General features: G+C 32.9%; 20 protein-coding genes. 1 reads left to right on the top strand and 19 read right to left on the bottom strand.

All coding sequences use genetic code 11. From position 1 onward, the window contains the following. Positions 1-8: 8 nt before the first annotated feature. The 4 genes from OJ995_RS05990 to OJ995_RS06005 all read right to left on the bottom strand — a co-directional run bounded on the left by OJ995_RS05990 (position 9) and on the right by OJ995_RS06005 (position 5,220). Positions 9-962 (bottom strand): AAA family ATPase, encoded by a 954-nt coding sequence (locus OJ995_RS05990; RefSeq protein ID WP_264368604.1) that lies wholly within the window; start codon positions 960-962, stop codon positions 9-11. Between the two features lie 95 nt (positions 963-1,057). Continuing rightward, the gene (locus tag OJ995_RS05995; protein WP_264368605.1) at positions 1,058-2,413 is read right to left on the bottom strand and encodes a peptidylprolyl isomerase; all 1,356 of its coding nucleotides are present in this window, start codon (positions 2,411-2,413) and stop codon (positions 1,058-1,060) included. Then, positions 2,397-3,248 (bottom strand): hypothetical protein, encoded by an 852-nt coding sequence (locus tag OJ995_RS06000; RefSeq protein ID WP_264368606.1) that lies wholly within the window; start codon positions 3,246-3,248, stop codon positions 2,397-2,399. Before OJ995_RS06000 ends, OJ995_RS05995 begins: the two co-directional genes overlap by 17 nt. Positions 3,249-3,252: 4 nt before the next feature. After that, entirely contained in the window at positions 3,253-5,220 is a 1,968-nt protein-coding gene (locus tag OJ995_RS06005; RefSeq protein ID WP_264368607.1) for a peptidylprolyl isomerase, read from the bottom strand. A 127-nt stretch (positions 5,221-5,347) separates the two neighbouring features. Between OJ995_RS06005 and OJ995_RS06010 the strand changes: the two genes are divergently transcribed. Then, positions 5,348-6,943 carry a peptide chain release factor 3 gene (locus OJ995_RS06010; RefSeq protein WP_264368608.1) on the top strand — a complete coding sequence of 532 codons (1,596 nt, stop codon included), beginning with the start codon at positions 5,348-5,350 and terminating at the stop codon, positions 6,941-6,943. Between the two features lie 427 nt (positions 6,944-7,370). Here the strand turns inward: OJ995_RS06010 and OJ995_RS06015 are convergent, their stop codons facing one another. The 15 genes from OJ995_RS06015 to OJ995_RS06085 all read right to left on the bottom strand — a co-directional run bounded on the left by OJ995_RS06015 (position 7,371) and on the right by OJ995_RS06085 (position 23,794). Then, a complete protein-coding gene (locus tag OJ995_RS06015) occupies positions 7,371-8,252 on the bottom strand; it encodes a bifunctional 5,10-methylenetetrahydrofolate dehydrogenase/5,10-methenyltetrahydrofolate cyclohydrolase (protein ID WP_194094873.1) in 882 nt (293 codons plus the stop codon). Positions 8,253-8,315: 63 nt separating this feature from the next. Then, a complete protein-coding gene (gene ffh / locus OJ995_RS06020; protein ID WP_264368609.1) occupies positions 8,316-9,653 on the bottom strand; it encodes a signal recognition particle protein in 1,338 nt (445 codons plus the stop codon). Between the two features lie 127 nt (positions 9,654-9,780). Beyond that, the gene (locus tag OJ995_RS06025) at positions 9,781-10,221 is read right to left on the bottom strand and encodes a hypothetical protein (protein ID WP_264368610.1); all 441 of its coding nucleotides are present in this window, start codon (positions 10,219-10,221) and stop codon (positions 9,781-9,783) included. Positions 10,222-10,268: 47 nt separating this feature from the next. Next, entirely contained in the window at positions 10,269-10,457 is a 189-nt protein-coding gene (locus OJ995_RS06030) for a YgaP family membrane protein (protein WP_133609854.1), read from the bottom strand. Between the two features lie 12 nt (positions 10,458-10,469). After that, positions 10,470-10,775, bottom strand: coding sequence for a hypothetical protein (locus OJ995_RS06035; protein ID WP_264368612.1), 306 nt, complete (start codon positions 10,773-10,775; stop codon positions 10,470-10,472). A gap of 45 nt (positions 10,776-10,820) precedes the next feature. Further along, positions 10,821-14,018, bottom strand: coding sequence for an efflux RND transporter permease subunit (locus OJ995_RS06040; protein WP_264368613.1), 3,198 nt, complete (start codon positions 14,016-14,018; stop codon positions 10,821-10,823). Positions 14,019-14,082: 64 nt separating this feature from the next. Beyond that, positions 14,083-15,168: an efflux RND transporter periplasmic adaptor subunit gene (locus OJ995_RS06045; protein ID WP_264368614.1), complete on the bottom strand. Its 1,086-nt coding sequence runs from the start codon at positions 15,166-15,168 to the stop codon at positions 14,083-14,085. 48 nt (positions 15,169-15,216) lie between these two features. Next, positions 15,217-16,524 carry a TolC family protein gene (locus OJ995_RS06050; RefSeq protein ID WP_264368615.1) on the bottom strand — a complete coding sequence of 436 codons (1,308 nt, stop codon included), beginning with the start codon at positions 16,522-16,524 and terminating at the stop codon, positions 15,217-15,219. Positions 16,525-16,797: 273 nt separating this feature from the next. Further along, complete coding sequence (locus tag OJ995_RS06055; RefSeq protein WP_026724543.1) at positions 16,798-17,004, bottom strand: hypothetical protein; 207 nt, start codon at positions 17,002-17,004, stop codon at positions 16,798-16,800. Positions 17,005-17,112: 108 nt separating this feature from the next. Further along, on the bottom strand, positions 17,113-18,711 hold the full coding sequence (locus OJ995_RS06060) for a hypothetical protein (protein WP_264368616.1): 1,599 nt from the start codon (positions 18,709-18,711) through the stop codon (positions 17,113-17,115). A gap of 61 nt (positions 18,712-18,772) precedes the next feature. Further along, complete coding sequence (locus OJ995_RS06065; RefSeq protein WP_133609840.1) at positions 18,773-19,015, bottom strand: hypothetical protein; 243 nt, start codon at positions 19,013-19,015, stop codon at positions 18,773-18,775. A 136-nt stretch (positions 19,016-19,151) separates the two neighbouring features. Then, complete coding sequence (locus OJ995_RS06070; protein ID WP_133609838.1) at positions 19,152-19,355, bottom strand: DUF6132 family protein; 204 nt, start codon at positions 19,353-19,355, stop codon at positions 19,152-19,154. Positions 19,356-19,414: 59 nt separating this feature from the next. Continuing rightward, positions 19,415-20,929, bottom strand: a complete 1,515-nt coding sequence (locus tag OJ995_RS06075; RefSeq protein ID WP_264368617.1) for an MBOAT family O-acyltransferase — start codon at positions 20,927-20,929, stop codon at positions 19,415-19,417. Continuing rightward, the gene (locus OJ995_RS06080) at positions 20,929-22,353 is read right to left on the bottom strand and encodes a GDSL-type esterase/lipase family protein (RefSeq protein ID WP_264368618.1); all 1,425 of its coding nucleotides are present in this window, start codon (positions 22,351-22,353) and stop codon (positions 20,929-20,931) included. Before OJ995_RS06080 ends, OJ995_RS06075 begins: the two co-directional genes overlap by 1 nt. Then, positions 22,343-23,794 carry an SGNH/GDSL hydrolase family protein gene (locus tag OJ995_RS06085; protein ID WP_264368619.1) on the bottom strand — a complete coding sequence of 484 codons (1,452 nt, stop codon included), beginning with the start codon at positions 23,792-23,794 and terminating at the stop codon, positions 22,343-22,345. Before OJ995_RS06085 ends, OJ995_RS06080 begins: the two co-directional genes overlap by 11 nt. Positions 23,795-23,846 lie beyond the last annotated feature (52 nt).

The following is a 23,846-nucleotide window of genomic DNA, read 5'->3' on the forward strand; positions in this document are numbered from 1 at the left end:
AAAGCTGTTTAAAACAGCTTTTTAATGATATCATCCTCAGAAATTCCTTCGGCATCGGCTTTATAGTTCTTTACAATTCTGTGACGAAGAATTCCAGTTGCAACCGCTTGAACATCTTCGATATCTGGAGAAAACTTTCCATTAAAAGCGGCATTGGTTTTTGCTGCTAAAATTAAGTTTTGTGAAGCTCTTGGTCCTGCACCCCAATCGATATAAGTTTTTACAAATTCATTTGATAACGGATTATCTGGACGCGTTTTACTTACTAACGAAACTGCATACTCAATTACATTATCGGCCACAGGAATTTTACGAATTACATTTTGGAAATCGATAATTTCCTGAGCCGTAAATAAAGGATTTACGACAGGTTTAAAATCGGAAGTTGTTGCTTTCACCACATCAACTTCTTCTTGAAAACTTGGATAATCTAATTTCACAGCAAACATAAAACGGTCTAATTGTGCTTCTGGTAACGGATACGTTCCTTCTTGCTCAATTGGATTTTGAGTCGCCAATACGAAATATGGTAAATCTAATTTATAATGATGTCCAGAAACGGTTACTGCACGCTCTTGCATAGCTTCTAACAATGCTGCTTGCGTTTTAGGAGGCGTTCTATTGATTTCGTCAGCCAAGATAATATTAGAGAAAATCGGACCTTTAATAAACTTAAAATGACGATTTTCATCTAAAATTTCACTTCCTAAAATATCAGAAGGCATTAAATCGGGTGTGAACTGAATTCTTTTAAAATTCAACCCTAAAGCTTGCGAAATGGTATTTACCATTAAAGTTTTAGCTAATCCAGGTACGCCAATAAGTAAAGCGTGACCTCCAGAAAAAATACTCATCACAATTTGATGCACTACTTCATCCTGACCTACAATTACTTTGGCAATTTCTTGTTTTAATGCTTTTTGTCTTTGAACTAATTCCTGAATGGCTGCTACGTCTGACATATTGAATTTAGAATTTAGAATTCGGAAAATTGAACTTAATTATTAAACCTCTAAAATAATAAAAAACCCTCTGAAAATTCAAAGGGTTAGTTAATTTATTTTTTGAACCAGTTGTTAGTGAATTGGCAATCTTTATAATCTTCAGAAATCTTTATATAAGTTTCTTTGATTTTTTCTTCGCTCCATTTAGCAATTTCTTTAATTTGCTTATCTCTAAGTGCTAATTCTTTAATTTTCAAATAATCTTTTGCAAAATCAGCGGTATGCTCTTCTGTTCTATTATTTACAGTAACGATTTTATAAAACTTCCCAACACCTCTAGCTTCATCTAATATTGGAAGTGATATTTCGCCATCTTTTAATGAAGATACTTGCGCATATAACGCCGGGTCCATTTTAGTCAATTCAAAACGTGGCTCCATTGTTCTTGGATTTAATAATACACCACCATTATTTTTTGTTTCTTTTTCATCTGATGATGATTTAGCAGCATCAGCAAAAGTAATTTCTTTGTTTAATACTTTTGTTCGTATAGCTTCAATTTTGGCTTTAGCATCCTTCATTGCTTGAGTTGAAACTTTAGGAGACATTAAAATGTGTCGTAACTCTACTTCTTGACCTTTAATTTTTTCTACCATAATAATATGATATCCAAATTCGGTTTCAAATGGCTCAGAAATTTCTCCTTCTGCTAAACTAAATGCCACATCTTTAAATTCCTTAACAAAACCAGTCTTACGATTAATTTTGTAAAATCCTCCAGAACCAACAGATGCTTCATCTTCTGTAAACAAAACTGCTTTACTATAAAAACTAGAGCCATTTAATACATCCTGACGAATTTCATTCAGTTTATCAATAACTCTTTTCTTTTCTTCTTCTGTAATAACTGGCTTCACAATGATTTGAGCTACTTCCATTTCTGCTCCAAATGTTGGGATTTCATCAGTCGGGATTCCCTTAAAGAAATTTCTAACTTCTTCAGGAGTAATCGTAACATCATCTACAATTTTCTTTTGCATCTGAGATGTTAGTTTATTCATTTTGATAATTTCAAAGAAATAAGCTTTAAACTCATCTAAATTTTTCTTTTTGTAGAATTTCACTACTTTATCTAATGAACCCACTTGCTCTACCATAGCATCTAACTGTTCATTCATATAGCTGTTTACTTCAGCATCAGTAACTACGATACTATCTTGAATAGCGTGATGTGCATACAGTTTATCTTCTAATTGTTTACCAAATAATTCGCAACGTGTAATATTTTTAGTATCAATACCTTGTACTCTTAATTGAATTAATTCTAAATCAATATCTGAATCTAATACTACATAATCTCCTACAACTCCAATTACTCCGTCCACTTTTTCTCTTTTTGTCTGAGCAAAAACGGTAGTGGTTACTAAAATGAAAAGTGAAAAAAGGAATTTTTTATTTATAAATCTCATATTTGTTGTCTTTGATGGCGTCATTCGTAATCTCTTTTTCTATTGTATTTATTAATTCTAATTTTCTATTATTTATGATAATCTGTTTTATTGTAGGCTTTAAAAACTCTAGAGGTGTTGGGCTATCTTTTGGCAAAACTTTATTCACCTTTACTAACCAAACAGTTGTAGAATCTGGATATTGAAAATTCATTCCGCTTGAAATATACTTTTGTTTATTTTCTAAATTAATAAACGGAATTTTTTCATAAACCTGATTAATATCTACCCAAATAGAATCATTAAAAGCATAACTTTTGAATTGAACTGCTAGCTGTTCTAACTCTTTTCTATCTTTTTTGGTAAAGGAACTAAACTTTGATTTAATTTTTGCGAATTTTGGATTTTCTTTAACTAAATTAATATAACGAAGCTTTACTAACTCTGAAGAATTTTTAAAATACTGTTTGTTTTTTGTATAATATTCTTCAATTTGAGTTTCAGTAACCACCGTATCTATTTGTCTGATAACCAAACTTTCAATATAATCTTTTGTATATAAATCAACTTTATATTGATCTATTAATGCACTAAATTCAGATACTTTATCTTTTCCAATATTACGTTCTGCGGCTTCAAATAATAATTTCTGAGTAGCCCATCTATCAATAAATGATTTTACAATCGCAATACTATCTTTTTTTGAAGTTCCTTTTGGAACTAAATCTACAATATCATCTTGGAATAAATAACTTTCACCTACACGCGCAATGGCTTTTGGTTTCTTTGGTGCTCTAAAATAATCGCACGAAACAACCATAGCGCTAAGTAAAAATATTGTTATCCAAAATCTCATATCGCTATTTTGATAATTGCTGTTTTACTTTTGTAAATACATCTGCATTTACTTTAATTTGGAATTCCCTTTTTAATTCATCAACCCAATTGTTTTCCAAATACTGCTGGTAATCACTAATTACTTTTCCTTTACAATCAACAAAATCTTTAGGACCTGCTTCTTTTGTATTCTTGACATTAACCACAAAGTAGTATTTATCTTTTAAAACTACCGAAGTTACACCAGTTGCAACATTTGGATATTGTGATAAAACATCATAATCTTCTTCGTAAAGACCAGATTTTACCATAATATTTACCTTACCATCTTGATTTAATTTTTCTTTAATATAATCAATTGATTTTCCTTTTTTAAGGAATTTTTGAGCTTTTTCAATAGTAACTTTATCTGTTGATGACAAAATATCTACATTGTGTCTTTTTTTCCACTGATAGTTTTGAATATTTGCTTTATGAAAATTCATTAAACCAGTTGTGTCAGATTTAGCTCTATTCCAAATTTCTTTTTCCATCAAATCAAACAACAATAAACCATCACGATATTCATCCATTACATATTTAAACTCAGGAAATTCATTTTCTAAATTTTCATTGTAATAAACAATCAATTGTTCGTCAGTAAACTTCTCAAACAATTCATCCGCTAATTTAGCAACCGGTTTGGTTTTAATATTTGCTTTCTGTTGAGAATAAACAAAATTAAGGAATGCTGGTGAAGTAATTTTTTTTGTTTTATCAATTGTTAAAACCGTTACATTTCCTTCTTTTGTATTTGCAGGAACTTCCCAAGTTTGAGAATAAAATGCATCTGTTATTAATTTCTTAACTTGAGTAAATGCTTTAACATCTTTAACAGTAGAATATTTTGTTCTTAATTTTTTAGCTAATGAATTTGTAATTAGCAAAGAACGCTCATCTTTTCTAATTTTTTCTTCTAATTCAAGTTTCATATCTTCAAACGAACGAACAGGATGTTTATCAATTAACTTAACAATATGCCATCCAAATTGCGATTGAAAAGGCGCCGAAATATCATCTTTCTTAACCATACCAAAAGCCACATTCTCAAACTCTTCTGAACTCAACTGCCCTGAACCAAAACGCTGTAAAACTCCACCTTTTGGAGCAGACGACTTGTCTTCTGAAAATTGTTGTGCTAGGCTTTCGAAATTTTCTCCTTGTTGAATTTTTTTATAAATATCTTCTATCGTAGCCTTAGCCTTTTCATGTTGAGCTGCATCTGGAACATTTGGTTTTAAAATCATAATGTGAGCTACCGTAACTTCTCCTCTATTCACTCTTTTATCTACCACTTTAACAATATGATATCCAAAACGAGTACGAAATGGCTTAGAAACTTGACCTACTTTAGTTTTATAAGCTGCGTTTTCAAATGGATATACCATTCTAAAAGCTGAAAAATATCCTAAATCACCATTATTTTCTTTTACTGAAGGATCTTCAGAAAATTGTTGTGCTACTTTAATAAAATCTTCACCTGCATCTAATCTTCTTTTTATATCGATTACTTTATTATATGCTTTTAAAGTATCTTGTGGTGAAGCACCTTCGTCAACTAAAACCAAAATATGTGAAGCTCTAACTTCTTGTTGCATTCTTTCATAAGCTTCACGAACTAATTCGTTAGTTACTTTTGAATCATTCACATAGTTCTTAGACAACTGATTTCTATACGATTTCAATTCGTTTTGATAAGAAGTACCATTTTGCAAACCTAGTTTATTTGCTTTTTCAACTTTTAATTTATACCCCAAAAACAAGTCTAAATACTTGTCTAAATCTTTCTGAGAATCATCTTTAACTAAATCTAAATTTTTATTGTATACTCTTACAAATTCATCTGTATAGTATGGATGATTGTCTATCGTAAACAAAACTTCTTTCGTTTGAGCAAACAAAAACGATTGAACCAGTAAAAAACCAAAAATAAGTAGGCGATTAATTTTCATATTAATTTATACATTTTAAGTTGTAATCGACAAAAATAACAATTCGAGACTATTCCACAACATTTATAAGCTACTATTAACAGAAAATTCTGCAAAAAAAAGTTACTTTTGCACAAAATTTTGAATAATGAGTTTTATAGAAGAAATAGCAAGAAGACGAACTTTTGGAATTATCTCGCATCCTGATGCTGGTAAAACGACTTTAACCGAGAAATTATTGTTGTTTGGAGGCGCTATTCAGGAAGCTGGAGCTGTAAAAAGTAATAAAATTAAAAAAGGAGCTACTTCCGATTTCATGGAAATTGAAAGACAAAGAGGGATTTCGGTGGCGACTTCTGTTTTGGCTTTTAACTATCAAAATAAAAAAATCAACATCTTAGATACGCCGGGTCACAAAGACTTTGCTGAAGATACTTTTAGAACTTTAACTGCAGTTGATAGTGTTATCGTAGTAATCGACGTAGCAAAAGGGGTTGAGGAACAAACTGAAAAATTAGTAGAAGTTTGTCGAATGCGAAACATTCCGATGATTGTTTTCATTAACAAATTAGACCGTGAAGGTAAAGATGCCTTTGATTTGATGGACGAAGTGGAGAAAAAATTAAAACTTCGCGTTACGCCATTGAGTTTTCCTATTGGAATGGGATACGACTTTCAAGGAATTTACAACATTTGGGAAAAGAACATCAACCTTTTTGAAGGTGATAGCCGTAAAAACATTGAAGAAACGATTGCTTTTAACGACATCAACAGTCCAGAATTAGAAAAAATTATTGGTGAAAAACCTGCGAATCGTTTAAGAGAAGAATTAGAATTAATCGAAGAAGTATATCCTCCATTTAGTAGAGAAGAATATTTGGAAGGTGATTTACAACCGGTTTTCTTTGGTTCGGCTTTGAATAATTTTGGAGTTCGTGAATTATTAGACTGTTTTGTTGAAATTGCACCAACACCAAGAGCAAAAGAATCAGATACACGTTTAGTAAATCCTGAAGAAGAAAAATTAAGCGGATTTGTATTTAAAATTCATGCCAACATGGATCCAAAACACAGAGACCGTTTGGCGTTTATCAAAATTGTGTCGGGAACATTTGAAAAAAACAAACCGTATTTACACGTTCGTTTAGGAAAAAATTTAAAATTCTCGAGTCCGAATGCGTTTTTTGCTGAGAAAAAAGAGATTGTTGATATTTCGTATCCTGGTGACATCGTAGGTTTACATGATACCGGAAATTTTAAAATTGGAGATACGTTAACCGAAGGTGAAATCATGAATTTCAAAGGAATTCCAAGTTTCTCTCCAGAGCATTTTAGATACATCAACAACGCTGACCCATTAAAATCGAAACAATTAGAAAAAGGAGTTGACCAGTTAATGGACGAAGGTGTGGCTCAGTTGTTTACTTTAGAAATGAACGGCAGAAAAGTTATTGGAACTGTTGGAGCGCTTCAATATGAAGTTATTCAATACCGTTTAGAGCATGAATATGGCGCAAAATGTACGTATGAAAACTTCCCAGCGTTTAAAGCGTGTTGGGTAAAACCACAAGATCCTAAAAATACCGAGTTTGCCGAATTTAAACGTGTAAAACAAAAATTTTTAGGTCATGACAAATACGGACAATTGGTTTTCTTAGCAGATAGCGATTTCTCAATCCAAATGACACAACAGAAATATCCAACAGTAGAATTATTTTTTACATCGGATTATCAGAAGAGATAAAAGAAAAGCCATTTCAATCGAAATGGCTTTTTTGTTTGTTTGAATTATAAATTCTTATATACTTCTAAAAAAGACAACATATATTATTTTAAAGAAAAATATAATTAAGGCTAACAAAACAATACTATTTAAGTACAAATAAACCTTGCTATTTCTATTTACATAAATATTTAAAAAAGAAATCAATAAACAAATCAACAAGCACGGATAAAACGCATAAACATTCAATTTACTTAGTAATATCCTGTGAATATCTCTATCTATAAAATTAGGCAAAAGATAAATTGTCAAAGCAATCAAAAAAAATAGAATATTTAGAATACTACGAACTTTTAAATCAAATTTCATATTTATCATTTTACTTTAAAACAAATCTAACAAAAAAAGACCTGAAAAATTTCAGGTCTCTAATTATTTATTCTTGTAATTATCTATTTCTCTTCTGCTCTCTTGCTAACAACGTATTTTTCAACAACATTGCAATTGTCATAGGTCCTACGCCACCTGGAACTGGCGTAATGTATGAGGCTTTTTTAGATACATTTTCAAAATCTACGTCACCTACAATTCTGTATCCTTTTTCAGTGGTTTCGTCTTCTACTCTTGTAATTCCTACGTCAATAACAACTACATCGTCTTTTACCATTTCTGCTTTAAGGAAGTTTGGAACTCCTAATGCTGAGATAATAATATCGGCTTGAGATGTAATTTGGTTAATGTTTTTTGAATGACTATGTGTAACCGTTACGGTTGAATTTCCTGGAAATCCTTTTCTTCCCATTAAAATTCCCATAGGACGACCTACGATATGACTTCTACCGATAACTACAGTGTGTTTACCATCTGTTGGCACATTATATCTTTCTAATAATTCTAAAATTCCAAAAGGTGTTGCTGGAATAAAAGTAGACATATCTAAAGCCATTTTTCCAAAGTTTTCTGGATGGAAACCATCTACATCTTTACTTGGATCAATCGCTTCAATGATTTTCTGAGTGTCGATTTGTTTTGGCAAAGGCAACTGAACAATGAATCCATCAATATCGTCATTCTCATTCAATTCTTTGATTTTTTTCAAAAGTTCCGTTTCAGAAGTCGTGCTTGGCATTTTAATCAAAGTCGATTCAAATCCTACGCGCTCGCACGATTTTACTTTGCTTCCTACATACGTTAAACTCGCTCCGTCATTACCCACAATGATTGCTGCTAAATGAGGTACTTTTTCACCATTAGCTTTCATTTGAGCAACCTCAGCGGCGATTTCATTTTTAATATCTTCCGATACTTTTTTTCCGTCTAATAATTGCATTTTGTTGTGTTGTTTGTTGTGTTTATTCTATAAAAAAGACGCGATAAATCGCGTCTATACCTATTATCTCATGCCTTTCATTCCGCCCATGGCTTTCATCAGGTTTTTACCTGCGCCACCTTGCATCATTTTCATCATTTTGCTCATTTGGTCGAATTGCTTCATCAATTGGTTGACTTGTTCAATTTTTGTCCCCGAACCTTTGGCAATTCTAGTTTTACGTTTTACGTCTATTAAAGATGGCTTACTTCTTTCATCCGGCGTCATAGATTGAATAATAGCTTCAATATGCTTGAAAGCATCGTCTTCAATTTCAACATCTTTTAATGCTTTTCCAGCACCAGGAATCATTCCAACAAGGTCTTTCATATTCCCCATTTTCTTGATTTGCTGAATTTGCGCTAAGAAATCATCAAAACCAAATTCGTTTTTAGCGATTTTCTTTTGTAATTTTCTTGCTTCTTCTTCGTCGTATTGCTCTTGTGCTCTTTCTACTAAGGAAACAACGTCTCCCATTCCCAAGATTCTATCCGCCATACGATTTGGATAAAACACATCAATAGCTTCCATTTTTTCACCTGTACCGATGAATTTAATTGGTTTATTTACTACCGATTTAATAGAAATAGCAGCTCCACCGCGTGTATCACCATCTAACTTCGTTAAGATAACTCCGTCAAAATTCAATCTATCGTTGAAAGCTTTTGCAGTATTTACCGCATCTTGACCTGTCATGGCATCCACCACAAATAACGTTTCTTGTGGTTGAATCGCTTTATGAACATTAGCAATTTCATTCATCATTTCTTCATCCACAGCCAAACGACCAGCGGTATCGATGATAACTACGTTGAAACCATTTGCTTTTGCATGCTTGATAGCGTTTTGAGCAATTTCAACAGGATTTTTATTCTCTGGTTCTGAATAAACTTCAACCCCAATTTGTCCACCCACAACGTGCAACTGATTAATTGCCGCAGGACGATAGATATCACAAGCTACCAATAAAGGTTTCTTGTTCTTTTTAGTTTTTAAAAAGTTGGCTAATTTTCCAGAAAAAGTAGTTTTACCAGAACCTTGCAAACCCGACATTAAAATCACAGAAGGATTTCCTGAAAGATTTATTCCAGCAGCATCACCACCCATTAATTCGGTCAACTCGTCTTTAACGATTTTAATCATTAATTGACCAGGTTGTAACGTAGTTAATACGTTTTCACCAATTGCTTTTTCTTTTACTCTAGTGGTAAAATCTTTAGCAATTTTAAAATTTACGTCGGCATCCAATAAGGCTCTACGAACTTCCTTAAGAGTATCAGCAACGTTAACATCGGTAATTTTACCATGTCCTTTTAATATATGAAACGCTTTATCTAACTTATCACTTAAATTATCAAACATAATTTTGTCTTTGTTTAATGAGGTGCAAAGATAAGATAAAGTTACAAAGTTGCAAAGTGAGAAAAGGGGTTTGTTCTAAATAAAAAAACCAGCTGTAAAAGCTGGTTTTAATTTTATTTGAATTTTGTTAGTCTTTCTCAAAAGTTAAATAATCAATACTTCCATCGCCACCACTCACGTGTTTTAATTCGATTTTAGTATCAGTTCTTGAAATCACATTCCAATCTTCGCTAATTTCTTCAAATGGTCCGTCAAGAGCCTCAAATATTATATCTAATTTGGTATAACCGCTATCTGTATAAGTACTCCAATCACCTGATTGAGTTGTAGCACCATTAGTTGCCGTTAAAGAACCATCCGTACCAAAGGTAAAACTATAGCCTGAATAATTATCGGTTTTAATTACCGCATCCTCTTTATACAATGTTACAATCCATGTACCATCAGTAACAGTAGTAGTCATTTGAGAAGGAGACGAAACTTGATTTGAAGTATCATCTTCATCACTACAACTTATCCCAACAAATAAAAGCAAGGATAAAATTGAAATTAATTTTAGTTTTTTCATAATTTTCATTTTGTTTAATAACGCTAAATTATGAAAAATAGTATTGTTTAATCTTGAATCTTAAATACTTTTCTTAAAATATCTTCCATTAAACACCATTTGGTAATAGAGGATTGTAACAAATTGGCACCAACAAAAATTGTAAACCAATACCAATTTTCATTCACATACATCCCTAACAACACACTTAAAATGATGAAGGTTCCTGCTATTGCTCTTATTAATCTGTTTATCATAATCTTTAATTTTTAATTATACTGTTCTACTGAAAATACTGCTAAATGAACTTTTGATATTGTTTTTTGCTCTTTGTTGAATTTATTAACTTCTTCAAACAAAGTATCTAAATTTTGTTGTAAAATGAATGCGTAAAAAACTACTGAATCTGTTTCATTCATTTCTGAACCAAACCAATTGGATTCTACTCCTTCTTCCGAAGCGTCTCTAAAACCTTTTACATCTCTGTACGAATACGATTTTACTTTAGCTTCTTTTAGCATCTTTTTGACGTCTTTTTCAAATTCTGCTATGGCGGTAATTAACACTAATTTCATGTTTATATTTTTTAGATTCTGATACAAGTTCAGAATGACATTAATTTAATTATTTTTCTCCCATTTTTTACGTTCCGTGATGTAGTAGATTAATGGAACTACAATCAATGTTAGTAATGTTGAAACAATTGCACCCGCCACTAACGAAATCGCTAATCCTTGGAAAATTGGATCGAACAAGATTATGGATGCTCCGATTACTACTGCTCCGGTAGTTAACAAAATTGGTGTTGTTCTAACGGCTCCAGCTTCAATAATAGCCTGTTTCATTGGAATACCATCGTTTAAACGAATTTCGATAAAGTCAATTAGTAAGACCGAATTCCGAACCATAACTCCTGCTAAAGCAATCATTCCAATGAACGAAGTGGCTGTAAAGAAAGCTCCTAAAACCCAGTGACCTAATACAATTCCAACTAACGAAAGTGGAATGGCAACCATCATTACTAAAGGTGTTTTGAAGTTTTGGAACCAACCTACAATCAACATGTAAATCACAATAATTACGACCAAAAAAGCAGCTCCTAAATCACGGAACACTTCTAAGGTTATTTGCCATTCTCCATCCCATTTTACAGTGAAATCACTTTCATCTGATGGAGTATCCATGTACAATTCGTTTACTTTATAGCCTTTTGGCAATTGCATTTTTTCTAACTTCTCATTCATTCCCAAAATCGCATACACCGGACTTTCTAATGCTCCCGCCATATCAGCTAAAACATATACCACGCGTTTTTGGTCTTTTCTGTAAATCGTATTTTGTAAGGTATCTGTTGTAACTTTTACCAAATCACTAACAGGAACCACATTGCCACGATTGCCTTTTATTTTCAAGTTTTGAATATCTTGCATCGAAGTTTTGTCTTTGTCTTCTAATGAAAGTGTAATGCCAACAGGATTATTCGAACGCTCATCGTACAAGTTAGAAACTGGCATTTCTCTCAACAAATACGTTAAGTTACCAACTACTTGCTGTGGAGCAATTCCATTTAACATGGCTTTTTCTCTGTCAACTTCTAATTTGTATTCTACTTGAGGTGCTTCTACCATCCAATCAGTATCTACTACATCTGAAGTAGTTTCCAAAATAGTTTTAACTTGATTCGCAACCTTGATTTGATCTTCATAATTTGGTCCGTAAACCTCAGCTACTAAAGTTGATAAAACTGGTGGTCCAGGTGGAACTTCTACAATTTTCACATTCGCACCATATTTTTTTGCAATTTTTTGGACTTGTGGACGTACAACTTTTGCGATATCATGACTTTGTAAATCTCTATCTTCTTTGTGTAGTAAATTCACTTGAATGTCCGCCATATTGCTTCCACCACGCATATCATAATGACGCACCAAACCGTTAAAAGTTATTGGAGCCGATGCACCCACATAATTCTGATAATCCACCACTTCAGGAACAGTTGAAAGATATTGCGCAATTTCTTTAGTAACCGCTGCTGTTCGTTCTAACGTTGTTCCTTCTGGCATATCGATTACGACTTGGAATTCGTTTTTATTGTCAAAAGGCAACATCTTAACCGCAACTGATTTCGTAAAAAACATCAATACAGATCCGATTAACAAAACGCCTGTTACCAAAAACATTAGATTACGTTTTTTAGAATTGTCTAAAAGTGGCTCTTCTACTTTTTTATAAATTCGATATATCCAAGAGGTTTCTAAACCTTGTTCCTCTTTATGTTCTTGCTCATCTTTTTCATGTAATAAATGGTATCCCAAATAAGGTGTAACGGTCAAAGCTACAAACAACGATAATATCATCGCAATCGAAGCACCAATTGGCATCGGACTCATGTAAGGCCCCATCATTCCTGACACGAAAGCCATTGGCAAGATAGCTGCAATTACAGTGAAGGTTGCTAAAATGGTTGGGTTTCCTACTTCGTTAATCGCATAAATAGCCGCTTGTTTGAACGGCAGTCGCTTCATTTTGAAATGGCGGTGCATGTTCTCGGCAATAATAATACTATCGTCCACAACAATTCCTACCACAAAAACTAAGGCAAAAAGCGTGATTCGATTTAAAGTATAGCCCAATAAATAGTAACTAAATAATGTCAAAGCAAACGTTAATGGAACGGAGAAAAACACGACTAATCCGCCTCTCCAGCCCATAGCTAACATTACTAAAACAGTTACTGCAATAATGGCAACACCTAAATGTAATAACAACTCTCCTACTTTGTGCGATGCTGTTTCTCCATAGTTTCTAGAAACTTCAACGTGTACATCAGTTGGAATTACATTTTTCTTTAAGGCTTCTACTCGTTCCAGAATTTTCTCTGAAATTTTCATTGCATCAGCACCTTTAACTTTTGCAATCGAAATGGTTACAGCTGGATATTCCGAATTGTGTTTTGCGAAATTTTCATTCGCTTTTCCGTACCCAAAAGAAACATAATTCTTTGGTGTTTGTGGTCCATCTTGAATAGATGCTACTTGTTTTAGATAAACGGGCATATTATTATTTACGCCAACCACCAAGTTTTCTACATCTTCAGAAGTGGATAAAAACTTACCGGTTGTAACTAAATATTCTGTATCATTTTGAACAAAACTTCCTGATTGCGAACTTCCGTTATTGGCTTGAATCATTTGCATAATGCTCAACGCATCTACACCATTTTCGCCCATTTTGTCTTTATCCAAAACTACTTTTAGCTCTCGTGTTCTACCACCAATTTCTTTCGTAACGGCAACGTCTTTTACTTTTTCAACTTCCGAAGTAACTTCTTCTGCTATTTGACGCAGTTGAAAATCATCGTATTTTTCGCTCCAAAGTGTTAATCCTAACATCGGAACATCGTCAATAGAACGCGTTTTTACCATTGGTTGATAAACACCTTGTGGAAACATATTTTGGTGTTTCATCAATTCATCGTATAATTTCACATACGAATCTTCGCTGTTTTCACCCACATAAAATTGCACAACCATCATTGCCTGACCGTTCATTGCCATACTGTGAATGTGCTCAACTCCTTTGATGTTTGAAATTACTTTTTCAAGTGGTTTGATTACTCTGCTTTCAACTTCGCTTGGACTTGCTCCTGGATAACCCACCATTACGTCGGCCATAGGAACATTAATTTGTGGTTCTTCTTCTCTTGGAATTAAGAACGAACTGTATGTACCAATAATCATCAACGCTACCATCAATAAAATGGTTAGTTTTGAGTTGATGAAAAAATTGGCTATTTTACCTGATATACCTTCTTGCATGATTCTAATTTGTTAATGAGACAATGTGTCGATGTGACAATTAATTGACATATTGTCTAATTGATTAATTGTCTAATTGAACTTTAGCTCCGTTGAATAATTTCCCTTCTGCTGAAACGATGTATTGCTCGTCTCCTGATAATCCAGATAATACTTCTACTTGATTTCCGAATGTTTTCCCAATTCGCAACCATCTTAAAATAGCTACATTACCGCTTCCTACCGTGTAAATTCCGGTTAACTGACCTTGTTTCACCAAAGCACTTTCAGGAACCATAACTACATCCGATTTCACAACAGTTGCTTCTTTTTTAGCCGTTGGGAATTGTACATTTACAAACATTCCTGATAAAATTTCTTTATCCATTTTGTCCAAAGTTACTTTCACTAAATATTGTCCACCCGTATTTTTTGCGGATAAACTCACTTCGGATACTTTTCCAGCAACTTCTTTATTTAATGATTTCACATTGATTTTTACTGGCATTCCGTTTTTTACATTGGAAATATCGCTTTCTGAAACCATAGCCGTTACTTGTAATCTTGAAGCGCCTTCTATACTTACTAAAGGCATTCCTGGATTCGCCATATCACCTTCTTTTACGAATGTATTGGTTACGGTTCCACTAAATGGAGCGGTAATATTGGAATAAGAGAACTGAGCCATCACTTCGTTTCGCATTTGTTTAGCGGCTTCTAAACCTGCTTTTGCCATTTCGTATCGTGCTGTCATATCGTCCAATTCTTTTTGCGAAGCTGATTGTTGTGCAAACAAGTTCACAAAACGATCATAATCTTTTTTGGCATTGTTGTAAGCTGCTGTCGCTTGTGTTATAGAAGCGTCAACTTGTGCTTTTTTCGCTTGTAAATCGGTGTTATTGATGCTTACCAAAAGTTGTCCAGCCGAAACATTTTGTCCCACTTTTACATTTACTTTGGTTATATAACCCATCATTCTGGTACTTAGATTCGCACTGTTTTCCGATTCGATTTTTCCACTTGCCGTTACGTATGGACTATTAGAATTTCCTGAATTTCCAGCCACTTTTACTGGAACTGCAGGTAAATCAGCTACATTTTCTTTTTTATCACTCCCACAAGAAGTTAAGATTAGTGAAGACAAAGTGATTATAGTTATTATCTTTTTCATATTATTTAGTTTTGAGTTTGAACTTGTAATTGTACTTGTTCTTGAGATTTATTTCGTTAAAAATTGTAAGTATTGTTTGGTAAAGTTATATTCGAAAACGGCTTGCAAATGCTCTAATTCTTTTTGTGCCATTTGCGTTTCAGCCATTAATAAATCGGTTGTTTTTTCTAATCCTTGTGTAAATCTATTTTGGCGAATTCTAAAAGCTTCTTGCGATTGTTCAAAAGCTAATTTGGATAAATTCACTTTGTTTTCTGCATCTAGCAATTGACGATTAGTTTTGCTCAATTCTAACTGGCTTTGCTTTTTGTATTGTTCGGTTTCAATTTCGGCTTTTTCAAAATCAGCTTTTGCTTTTTGAGTTTTTCCAATGGTTTTAAATCCATCAAAAATATTCCACGATAATTGGGCACCCACTAAATAACCTTTAGCTGAAGTTCCGAAAATATTTTGATCGTATAATTCATAACTTCCAAAAGCATTTAATCTTGGTAAGAATCCGAATTTTGAAGATTGAAACATTTTTTTGTACGCTTCCGATGATTTTTGCATCGCTTGAATATCTTTTCTGGAATCAGAAATTGTGGTATTCATACTTTCGATTGCAATTGAATTGTCTAAAGCTTCTGCTGGCTTGTAGGTTTTTCCAGCCATATCTTCGTTCAATAAAAATGCTAAATAATCGGATGTGTTTTGCACATTTGATTTGGCATATTGTAATTGATTCGTAATTTCATTCACACGAACTTGCACGTTTAACAAATCGGTTTTTTGCAACATTCCGTTTTTGAAATAATTTTCAACTAATTTTAAGTTGCCTTGCGCGGTTGTATTCGCTTTTTCCAAAACTTTGACTGCTCTATAAGCCAATTGCAATTGCATGTAGGCTTTTGAAACTTCTAATTCTAAATATTCCTTAGTTCGTTCCGTTTGTAATTGAAAAGCATCCATTTTTGCTTTAGCCGCTTGTCTTCCATATAAACCATCTAAATTAAAAAGAGGTTGTTGCACTTCGATTTTAGTTGCGAAGTTTTGCGTTTTTTCAGGGTCATTCAACAACGCTGGATTAAAATCGGAAGCGGTTAAAATCTCCTGATTTAATTTCGAACCAAAAGCCATTAAAGGATTAGTTGTAGAAATTCCTGTGTGCGACACATTAATGTTGGGCAAAAAGAGTGCATTCGATTGACGATAATCAGCTTTAGCCGATTGAAATGATTTTTCAGCCACTTTGATTTGTAGGTTATTTTCAGTGACTTTTTGTAACAAATCATTTTTTGAAATCGTCAAAGTATCTTGTGCAAAAGCAGCACCAGTTACCATTCCTAATACGATTAATAAATTGACTTTTTTCATAGTATAGTTTATTCTTATTTTATGTTACAAATGTACATTCGTAAAAAAAGGTAGTCGGTAACAAGAGTTACATAACCCTGTGACAATTGTTACAAATGAAAAGAGCACCTTTACAGATGCTCTTTTACTAACCAATAAAACTAAAACAATCATCAATTTCTCAATGAATTGTTTCTCAAAATTATGTCTTTTAAAAAACCTAGTCAGCAACATTTGTTACATAAAAAAACGCCCCGATAAAATCGAGGCGTCTTTATAAATATGAGTGTAAAACTATTCAGCTTTTTTCTCAGCAGCTTTTTTAGATGAACAACATCCACCTGATTTAGCTTCTGAACCACAAGATTTTTTGTCAGCAGTTGAACAAGATTTTTCAGTTTTAGCTGTTTCTTTTTTTGCTTTTTGTTTTGGCTCTTGAGCATTAACATTCATTGAAAACATAAAAGCAGCTACTGCCATAATTGAAACTAATTTTTTCATTTTTTGTATTTTTAAATTGTTATTTATTTTTTTTGTTTGTATTGTACTATGACAAATATATATAATTTTAGAAATAGTACTCTTAATTTTTTATTAATTTAACAGTTATTACTTTTTTATTACTTTTTGAGACACATAAAATTTGTCATCAAAAATAAAAGTTATAATCACAAATTCTGATTTGGCTGATGCTAAACTAAAATTCATACTATTTATTCCTGCACTTACATCTTCGATTTCTCCTTCTTCTGCTATTTTACCATCTAATGTCGATATTATATAATTGACTTTAGCAGAATAGGCCATATCAAATTGAATTCTAACCGTATCATTTGATGTAGGATTAGGTGAAACCGTAAATGAAAAAGGATTTTTACCATCAATTTGAGGCGTGCTTAGTAACGTATTTTTAACTAATTTAACTTCATAAACCGTTGGGTCAGCACTCGTTAAATTGGTTTGATTATCAGTAAAAGCTGAAGGAGATGAACTTTGAATTCCTCCAAATAAATGTCCGATTACGAATTCATCCGCAGTAATATTCGATAATTGAATTACTTCATTTGAATAATGTGGTAAATTCTCATTCGGAATGAATTCAGCTCCAGCTCCTTTCAAATTAGGCATTTCAATAGGTAATTGATATTCAAGTAAACTTCCATCTGCGAAACGAGTTGTTCTACTAATCGTTTTCACAAAAGGAACCGTATTATCTTGAATTAGATTTCCAGCTTGATAAAAATACTGGCTCATACCTCCAAAAAACAAATTGTGCATTCTGTTATTGGTAGCGTCGTACAAACAAGCCTTTCCACTATGATAATTGCTTAAATATTGATTGAATTGCGTTTGAGGAAAATAGCCTCCTGCTTTTATATCAACTGGATATAAAAAAGGCAAATCCACTGCAATTTGAAATACGCCTGAAGAAATCGTGTATCCTAATTCTCCATTAGGAAAAATCTGAGGCAATAAATTATAATCGCGACGGTGTAAATGAACGGCATCTACGACTTCTTCATAATTGGCATAATTCAAACTCGCACCCGAATTATCAATTGTAAATTTTCGGATAGCATTCGAATACGTTTGGGTAAACGTTGGATTGTTCATCGGATTGTATCTTCCGTCAAAACGATGTCCGCCTACCAAATAAAACGTAGTACCAATTTTTGCCAATTGTCCGCCCGTAATCGCAAAAACATCATTTGATATTTGTTCGAAATAGGATGTTATTGGAGTTCCAGCAATGATAGCATTTATCAAATTAGGCACGTCAACTGAAGTCAAATTATTGAACGTTTTATGATCAGCAGTTGTTGTTGAATAAGCATATCCTCCAATAATAAACAAAGCATCACCATCTTGATAAAAATTCATATTGGTCGATTGCAATTGTTCTTTAATTCCTGTTGGAAGCGAATTCACGGAAGCCGACCAAGATTGCTGCGTTGCAATATCAACCACATACATATCCGTATTATTTTGAGCTCCTGGAAAAGCATTAAAAGGCTGACGTGCGTGTAAACCGTCTTTTCTTCCGCCAATGATTAACCATTTTCCATTATGTTGCGCAAAAGCATAAGAATGCAATCCGGGCAAACCTGAAACGGAAACCGGAGTTAACACCACATCATATTCGAAGGTGCTTTGTGCTATTGTTGACTGAAAAAAAGCCAACAAAAACACGATTAATATATTTTTCATTTTATTCCATTATAAGTTTAGCTTGTGTAAAAACACAAACATAAAAATCAACTTTTTTAAGTTAAGAAATGGAAAACTTCGGCGGATGCCAAATGGAATGTTGGTATTTAGAAATAAAGATCTTCTCGTAGTTCGATTGTTCTTTTTCTATTTTGAATTCTGGAAAAGTTATTTCGGGTTTAAAGTCTAATTCGGCTACAAATTGAACCGGACTAAAATTCAAACTCATGATGATTTTTCCTTTCTCACAACCCGAAGATTCTGAGCCTGATTTATTACAAGTTTGTTCACAATTTTCATTCACAAGCATCTTCATTGCTCTAACTGATGGCAACGTCACCAGAAGCAATAAGTAAAAACAAAGTATGTGAACTAAAAATTTCATTCAACAAATATATACAAACTTTAAAAACCTACGGTAACATTTGTTACACAAGAAATTAGGATTGTTTCTTTTTGAAGAAATCACTAATCATGTTAAATAGTAATCCTCCTAATACGCCTCCATACAAAGTACTATTTAATGGTTTTGAAGTGATAGAACACGTTCCTGAAACACATCCAACATAATGGTAATAAGCATAACCTGAAATTAATCCTATTACAACTCCAATAAACGTAATTATAATTTCTCTTTTATTCATCTCGTTTTAAAAAAACAAAGTTACAATTCGTACGAAAGCAAATTGGTAACAAAAGTTACTTAAAACTGAAAATAAATAAAAGGTTGCGCACCAGCAGAAGCCGTTGCATAAACCACCCAATAAATCAATCCTAATAAAACAGCTTTTGCCACTAAAGGTAGAGTTGAAAATGTTTTTTGCATACCCGCTAAAGTTTTTACAGGAATAAAATGCCAAACCACGCCAATAGCAATTAGTAAAAAGACATTTTTATAACCTAAAATAATGGTTTGCCATTGATTTAAATCGAAAGTTAATTTGGCAATATTATCTGCAATTTGAAATGCCGTTGCAAAGTCTTTCGCTCTAAAAAACAACCAACAAAACACAACAAAGTGGAACGTTAAAATAACTTGGATAGTTCTAACGAATATATTTTTTGGCAACTTAATAAACTGACCAAAGAATTTCTCTACTACTAAAGCTAATCCGTGTAAAACGCCCCAAACTACAAATTTCCATGATGCGCCGTGCCATAATCCACCTAATAGCATCGTCATGAATAAGTTGAAATAGGTTCTGATTTTTCCTTTTCTGTTTCCACCTAAAGTAATGTACAAATAATCTCTTAACCAACTCGAAAGTGAAATATGCCATCTTCTCCAAAATTCAGTGATAGAACCGGATTGATATGGCGTTCTAAAGTTATCAGGCAACCAGAATCCCATTAATAAAGCTAATCCAATTGCAATATCAGAATATCCAGAAAAGTCACAATAAATTTGAATAGCATAACCATAAGAAGCCATTAAATTTTCGAATGCAGTGTAACTATTCGGTGCATCAAAAACGCGATCAACGAAGTTGCTTGAAATGTAATCTGAAATAACTGCTTTTTTGATTAATCCACCAATAATCAAGAATAAAGCACGATTGAAATCTTCTTTCGTTAACTTTAATTTCTCATAAATTTGCGGAATGAAATCACTTGCTCTTACAATTGGCCCAGCTACTAATTGCGGGAAAAACGAAACGAAGAACAAGAAATCCATGAAGCTTTTCGTAGGTTCTAATTCTCTTCGGTAAACATCAATCGTATAACTTAATGTTTGAAACGTATAGAATGAAATTCCGACTGGTAGAATAATATCCTCAAACTTCATAGTGCCATCGAAAAGTGAATTGTAATTATCGATGAAGAAATTGGTGTATTTAAAATAAGCCAACATCCCTAGGTTAATCAATAAACTCAATATCATATAAAATTTACGATAACCTTGTTTGGCTTCTTCATAGATTAATCGCGATAAAACATAATCAACAACCGATGAAAAAATCAACAATCCAAAATAGATTCCACTTGATTTATAATAGAAAAACAAAGAAAACAAAACCACATAAGTAATGCGGAAAGTATGTGTTTTTCTTGATAAAATATAAATAATATAAAAGACTAAAAAAAATCCTAAAAAAACTGCACTATTAAATAAAAGTGGTTGTTTTGGATTAAATAAAAACCAGTTTTTAATGGTCTCTAAATCGATATTCCCTACATTTTCAAGAAACCAATTTTGTATGCTAAAAAGTGCTTTCACTACTGCTTTGTCGATTTAAATAATTCGTATGATTGTAAAAAGGCTTCAAAAAACAAATCGCCTTGTTTTTCATATCCTGCTTTTGAATAATGAACTTTGTCTCTTGCCATATAACCTTTTGCTGCATTGCGCTTTATGGATTTATTTCCACCAAAAACATCCAAAAGATTCCAAACTGCATAATTTTTAACATGCGCATTATCTTCGATGATTTCTGCGTATTTTTCAATGAATGTATTTTTATATTTTCGATGTAAAACCGAAGGCGGCGATGTCATTACCAAAATACAAACTTGTGGGTTTTTCTCTTTAATTCCTTGAATCATTTGGTCCAAATGTGCAAAATATTGGTCGCCTGATTGCTTATCAAAACTCTCATTTGTTCCCAGCGAAATAATCACTAAATCTGGATTCAATACTGGCAATTGCTCATTGAACAATCTGAATTTATTGTAATCTGAAGCTTTCGCACCATTCACTCCAATACTGTGATAGATGACACCCGAATTATCATTTTCCAAAACCAATCCGTTCAAAGCAAAATCATCGATTTCTTGATTCGGAACAATCGCAATTTTATCTAAAGGCGTTTCCGAAATATAATCATTTGAAAATAGTGAAGGTTGTAATTCAATTGGAATATATTCTGTTTTTGTGGTGCTTTTCGATTGTGTTCCTTTAGTTGGAATCGTCAAAACTTTTCCATCGCGAATCATATCACTTTTTAAACCGTTTGCTTTTTTCAAGGCTTTTAAAGAAACATTGTATTTATCGGCAATTCCTCCTAAAACTTCACCTGGTTTTACTTTATGGGTGATTTTTTTCGGAACTTTTCTTTCAATTACAATACTTTTATTAGATACCGAAACATCAAATAAATTTACGTTTTGAGGTGTAATCACTTTCAATTTTGTGAAATTATATTGCGCATCTTTTACATTCAATTGAATCGCAAAATCTTTTGAAGTCGTTTCCATAGAAAAACCACTCAAGCCAACCGGACGATTAGCATCGGCATATAAATTTCGAAAACTTTGAAAATTTCCTGAAGCAGAATAACGAATTGGAGCACTGTTATTTGTCTTAGCTACGCTATATGGAAACGTAAATCCAAAACCGCCATTCCCATATACTTTTTGAAATTGGGTACGAATTTTAGCCGTAAATAAATCCGCTTGAATATGTGAATCGCCAATATGAACAATATTAATTTTACCCGATTTGCTTTGCTCTAATTGGTACATTTTTTCATAAAACGCCAAAAGTGCATTCGGATTGTGAATGTCGTTTCCTGTAAAAGTAACTTCAATAGAATCAACAACGGGAATATCTACATAAACCGAGTCCATTGGCACTAATAAAGTGTCTTGAGAAAATCCAAAAAAAGAAAATCCCAACAAAAGCATCAAAAATTTATTCTTCATAAACGGAATCTTTATTAATGATGACACTATCTTTTTTCACTGGAGCAGCTGGTTTTTTACGCTTCTTTCTCAAATCTTTATACATTTCATAGCCTTGATTTAATTGCGTAAAAATCAAATTTGCAGCTGCTTTAGCTCCTCTGTGATTAAAGTGTGTGTAATCTTTATTAGCTCTGGCTGGCTCTTGTTCTACCCATTGAATCATAGAACCATCGCCACCCATTAAAGTGTACATATTGACAAAACTCGATTCTGATTTAATTGCATATCGCTTTTGTGCCGTATTCAAGGGAACAACAGCAGAATCGGTTTTCATTTCTAAATCATATTTGGTAGATTTATCAGCAGTTGAAACAATCAAAATAGACACTCCTGGAAAACATTCTTTCAAATGCGCTACTACTTTTGTCATTCGTTTTTCGTACCATCCGTAGTTTAACGAACCATAGTTCAATACATTAGCACCATATTGCAACACGATTAAATCGTAATCTAATTTCGAATGAAATGCACGCATGGTTGCCACATCAAAACTTCCAATTGGCAAACCAGAATTTCCTCTATTCGAGAAATTATCGACGTGAACACCTTTGCCATCATCGAAATTGAATCCGTAAATTGGAATAGAATCGGCTTTTTTGAAATTCACTTTGATACTTTTTAAATTCCCTTCCGATAAAGCTAATGTGTTAACCGCTTTATTAGGTGTCAATTTCTTTACAATAGTATCAGCACCCGACATATAAAATACTTTTCCTTCTTTATTCGAAGAACTTCCGTAGAATAAGGTTGGACGAGGTAATTCTGAAGCAAATCTTGTTTTATTGGCTTTGTATTTTACCCAAGCTACATTTGCCGTATCATTCGCATAAAACACATGACCGTTTACACCAAATGGATTAGATGGGCGCTTTACTTTTAAATACGATTGTGTTTTCCAATTTCCTGAAAATTCATGGGTAATTGAACTACGAGAACTCGCCGATTCAGAAGTAATATTCACAAATCCAACACCTTGACCACCAAATTTTTCTTGTAAATAAGTTCTAAAATCTTTTACAATTAAATCGCCATCTGTCATTGAATCCCCAAAATAAGCTATACGAACGTTTCCTTCTTTTTTAGTTTCTAATTGAAATAATTTTTCGAAAAATGTTGCTAAATACTGATTTCCGGTATATTCTTCGAATGTTTCTGGCGGAAATTGAATTCCGTTTACCACTTTGTAATCGATAATGGTTTTAGCCATAGAATCTTCTACAACTTCGCCTTCGTCTTCAGCAATAGCTTCCAAAAGCAAACTATCAACAACTACATTTTTAGAACTAAAAGTACTTTCCGTAAATAACTTTTTAGGTAAAAACGTTTTGAATGCCAAAAAAGACAATCCAGAAACGATTACCACAATTAAAGTTTGAAAAAAATATTTTGATGTATTCACTTAATTTTCCTTGCTGTATTTAAAACTCCTAATTCGTATTTTCAAGTTCGCT

Source organism: Flavobacterium lacisediminis (assembly GCF_025909975.1).
GTDB classification, from domain to species: domain Bacteria; phylum Bacteroidota; class Bacteroidia; order Flavobacteriales; family Flavobacteriaceae; genus Flavobacterium; species Flavobacterium lacisediminis.

What these genes read in the sequence shown, in the direction of transcription:
- OJ995_RS06080 (WP_264368618.1), bottom strand. Translation starts at nt 22,353, where the DNA reads ATGAAGAATAAATTTTTGATGCTTTTGTTGGGATTTTCTTTTTTTGGA.
- ffh (WP_264368609.1), bottom strand. Translation starts at nt 9,653, where the DNA reads ATGTTTGATAATTTAAGTGATAAGTTAGATAAAGCGTTTCATATATTA.
- OJ995_RS05995 (WP_264368605.1), bottom strand. Translation starts at nt 2,413, where the DNA reads ATGAGATTTATAAATAAAAAATTCCTTTTTTCACTTTTCATTTTAGTA.
- OJ995_RS06000 (WP_264368606.1), bottom strand. Translation starts at nt 3,248, where the DNA reads ATGAGATTTTGGATAACAATATTTTTACTTAGCGCTATGGTTGTTTCG.
- OJ995_RS06025 (WP_264368610.1), bottom strand. Translation starts at nt 10,221, where the DNA reads ATGAAAAAACTAAAATTAATTTCAATTTTATCCTTGCTTTTATTTGTT.
- OJ995_RS06050 (WP_264368615.1), bottom strand. Translation starts at nt 16,524, where the DNA reads ATGAAAAAAGTCAATTTATTAATCGTATTAGGAATGGTAACTGGTGCT.
- OJ995_RS06055 (WP_026724543.1), bottom strand. Translation starts at nt 17,004, where the DNA reads ATGAAAAAATTAGTTTCAATTATGGCAGTAGCTGCTTTTATGTTTTCA.
- OJ995_RS05990 (WP_264368604.1), bottom strand. Translation starts at nt 962, where the DNA reads ATGTCAGACGTAGCAGCCATTCAGGAATTAGTTCAAAGACAAAAAGCA.
- OJ995_RS06045 (WP_264368614.1), bottom strand. Translation starts at nt 15,168, where the DNA reads ATGAAAAAGATAATAACTATAATCACTTTGTCTTCACTAATCTTAACT.
- OJ995_RS06035 (WP_264368612.1), bottom strand. Translation starts at nt 10,775, where the DNA reads ATGAAATTAGTGTTAATTACCGCCATAGCAGAATTTGAAAAAGACGTC.
- OJ995_RS06070 (WP_133609838.1), bottom strand. Translation starts at nt 19,355, where the DNA reads ATGAATAAAAGAGAAATTATAATTACGTTTATTGGAGTTGTAATAGGA.
- OJ995_RS06040 (WP_264368613.1), bottom strand. Translation starts at nt 14,018, where the DNA reads ATGCAAGAAGGTATATCAGGTAAAATAGCCAATTTTTTCATCAACTCA.
- OJ995_RS06060 (WP_264368616.1), bottom strand. Translation starts at nt 18,711, where the DNA reads ATGAAAAATATATTAATCGTGTTTTTGTTGGCTTTTTTTCAGTCAACA.
- OJ995_RS06005 (WP_264368607.1), bottom strand. Translation starts at nt 5,220, where the DNA reads ATGAAAATTAATCGCCTACTTATTTTTGGTTTTTTACTGGTTCAATCG.
- OJ995_RS06010 (WP_264368608.1), top strand. Translation starts at nt 5,348, where the DNA reads ATGAGTTTTATAGAAGAAATAGCAAGAAGACGAACTTTTGGAATTATC.
- OJ995_RS06030 (WP_133609854.1), bottom strand. Translation starts at nt 10,457, where the DNA reads ATGATAAACAGATTAATAAGAGCAATAGCAGGAACCTTCATCATTTTA.
- OJ995_RS06015 (WP_194094873.1), bottom strand. Translation starts at nt 8,252, where the DNA reads ATGCAATTATTAGACGGAAAAAAAGTATCGGAAGATATTAAAAATGAA.